The following is a 2,646-nucleotide window of genomic DNA, read 5'->3' as shown; positions in this document are numbered from 1 at the left end:
TGTCCGCCCGGCGCAGACCGTTCGCGGCTTCGTGAAACAGCTCCCCATCCTGTCAAGGATGTCCTTGAGCGGCTCACGGGTGACGTTGCCGAATGAAAGGGGTACGAGATTGCAGGGACACAACTCCCCGCTGCCGTCGATGTAGAGATGGGTCAGACCGGCTCCGCACCCGAAGGCGTCGGGCGATTCGAGATAGAGAAAGCTCGAAAGCACCGGCAGACCGTCATCACATGCGATCTCTTTCTGGTACTCGATGACACGGTTCGTGTCGGCTTTTCTGAGAAGAACATCCTGTCTCCCCGCGAGTTTCCCCGTCGCGCAGGGCTCGAGCAGATGAACCTCACGGGCGCCGGTACCGGCGGCAAACCGCATGAACGACATGAAACGGTCACGGCCGAGAAATTCATGGGTCGCCAGCGAAATGATATAGGGATACAGACCGTTTTTCGAAGCCAGATCGAGCGCCCGGAGCGCCGTCGTGAATGCCCCCTTTACGCCGCGCATACGGTCGTGTTCTTCGGGATTCTCCGAATCGATGCTGACCCCGAGCGCAAAAAGGCCGTTGTCACGGAGCGCGGAGGCCCGTTCTGCCGTAAGTCCCGATCCCGTCGTGTTGAGGTTCAGGCTCGCTCTTTTGTCGAACGCCCCCGCTATCGATTCGAGGTCTTTCCTGAGCAGGGGTTCGCCTCCGGTCAGGGTGACCCTGACGACACCCATGTTCTGGAGGTCGCGGACAAGCTCCTTGATAACCGGCAGGGGAATGTCCTCCTGACTCCGCCCGGCGTTGTAACAGTGCCAGCACCGGTACGAGCACCGGTTGGTCACCGCAAGCGTCACCGAATACAGACGCCGTTCGCTGACATCGCCTATGAGCCCGAATTGCTCGACGAGGTTATCGAAGGCGGGGCTCGGAAATGGCGGGAAATGCGTGTTTACGACATAACGGTCGTTGAACAGCCGTACCTTTTCATAGGCGAGATAATCCTTGAAAAAGCCTGCCACTGCGGGATGGAGCTTTGAAAACGGGGGTTTGTTCGCACTCTTTATAAAAAACTCGTCGCCTTTCATGGGGTTTCTCCATGGTTATATTATGGCATGATTTTTTAATGTGCTCATTTCAGGATATAATATCAGTAATTCGCACATATGAGGTAATCATTCGGAAATGGTCAGTTCCGTTAATGTACGAACATTATTACGCAGGTGCCGGCTCACTGCTTTTTCCGGTATTCCCGCAGGTCAAAACCGTTACAATCCCTTTTGTTTAGTGCTATTAAACGGTCTTACACCGGTAATGTCAAGAATTTACTGTTCACAGCCGTGAAAATCAGTTCCATCAGTCTGCTGGGAAAAATTGAACATCTGCAATAAAAAAGGACGTTAAATGGGCATTTCTGATTCACAGACCGCTTTTCCGCTTGCTTTTATTCCTGCAAATTCATGTATTATAGGGTGTGAACGAACGTAGTAAAGACACTGAGTAATTTCCCATACCTCACAAAGGAGTTCATCCATGAAACGCTCGATGCTGCTGTTGTTTGCCGTGATACTGCCGGTATGTATCATCAGCTCCGTCGTGCTCGGCGCCAAACCGCCGAAAGGCGCGGTCAGCCTCTTCGATGGCAAAACGCTCAACGGCTGGCGCAAACTCACCGAATACAGCGGAGATGACGGCAAGTGGGAAGTCATCGGAGGCATTATTGCCGGCGACCAGTTCCCCGAGGGTAAGGGCGGTCTCCTCGTCACCGAGAAGAAGTACTCGGATTATGAGGTTTATGCCGAGGTCAAGGCCGATTATCCCATCGATTCCGGAATCTTTCTCCGCGTACAGCCCAATGTGCTTTCATACCAGGTGACCATCGATTACCGTCCCAACGGCGAAGTCGGCGCCATCTACTGCCCGGGCGGCGGCGAATTCCTCCTCCACTGTCCCGAAGGGGAGAAAATCTGGAAGAAGGGCGAATACAATCAGGTCCGCACCCGAATCTGGGGCCAGCCCGCCCATATTCAGGCATGGATCAACGACACGCTCGTCGCAGACTACAAGGACACGATGGTTAACGGCAAGTACCGCGTTCCGGAAACCGGGTATCTCGGCATCCAGGTTCATCCGGGCGAGAGCTGGGGCAAGGGCAACAAGGTCTGGTTCCGCAAGATCATGATCAGGGAAGTGAAGAAATAGCCCGTTACGAAACGGCTTCATGCTCCGGTCAATACAATCACGACAGAGAAAAGGCGGCTGAATCATGCCGCCTTTTTCATGTGCCCGTGCACTCTATCCGATAAGCGCGACCCGTTCACATATCACTCGCGCCGCTCATTTTCCGGTATATCCACCACGACGAGGGAGGGATGCCCGAACGGCTGGCCGCGTCCCCGGAACTCGCCGTTCATGTTGAACACGAGAAACGAGCCGTCCATCGAGATATTCACCCCGAAGCAGTTATCCATCCAGTAGCCGTACTTGTCGAGATAGTAATCCTGGAGCCAGCAGATCACCTTTTTCGTTTTGGTTTTCACATCGTACTGCACGATCGGGGCGCCCTCGCCAACGGGGAAATAGTAAACATACCGGCCGGACGGGTCCATGACGACAGCCATGCAGTCCCTGCCTTTGTCCCAGCTTACACCGAGAGGTTCCACAAC

The 2,646-nt window shown here is 54.3% G+C and carries 3 protein-coding genes; 1 reads left to right on the top strand and 2 read right to left on the bottom strand.

The window, feature by feature from the left end; all coding sequences use genetic code 11:
• Positions 1-1,068: radical SAM protein (locus LLG96_12655; protein MCE5251059.1), on the bottom strand; the 1,068-nt coding region annotated here is incomplete at its 3' end.
• Between the two features lie 445 nt (positions 1,069-1,513).
• On the opposite strand from LLG96_12655, the gene LLG96_12650 reads away from it, so the two are divergent.
• Positions 1,514-2,182, top strand: a complete 669-nt coding sequence (locus LLG96_12650) for a DUF1080 domain-containing protein (protein ID MCE5251058.1) — start codon at positions 1,514-1,516, stop codon at positions 2,180-2,182.
• Positions 2,183-2,304: 122 nt separating this feature from the next.
• On the opposite strand, the gene LLG96_12645 is transcribed toward LLG96_12650, so the two are convergent.
• A partial coding sequence (locus LLG96_12645) for a hypothetical protein (GenBank protein ID MCE5251057.1) occupies positions 2,305-2,646 on the bottom strand: 342 nt, incomplete at its 5' end.

Source organism: bacterium, assembly GCA_021372535.1.
In the GTDB taxonomy this organism is placed as follows: Bacteria; Latescibacterota; Latescibacteria; order Latescibacterales; family Latescibacteraceae; genus JAFGMP01.
This window is presented reverse-complemented; position numbering and strand designations above follow the sequence as displayed.

Excerpts from the sequence above, each read along its gene's own strand:
- LLG96_12650 (MCE5251058.1), top strand. The coding sequence starts at position 1,514 with ATGAAACGCTCGATGCTGCTGTTGTTTGCCGTGATACTGCCGGTATGT.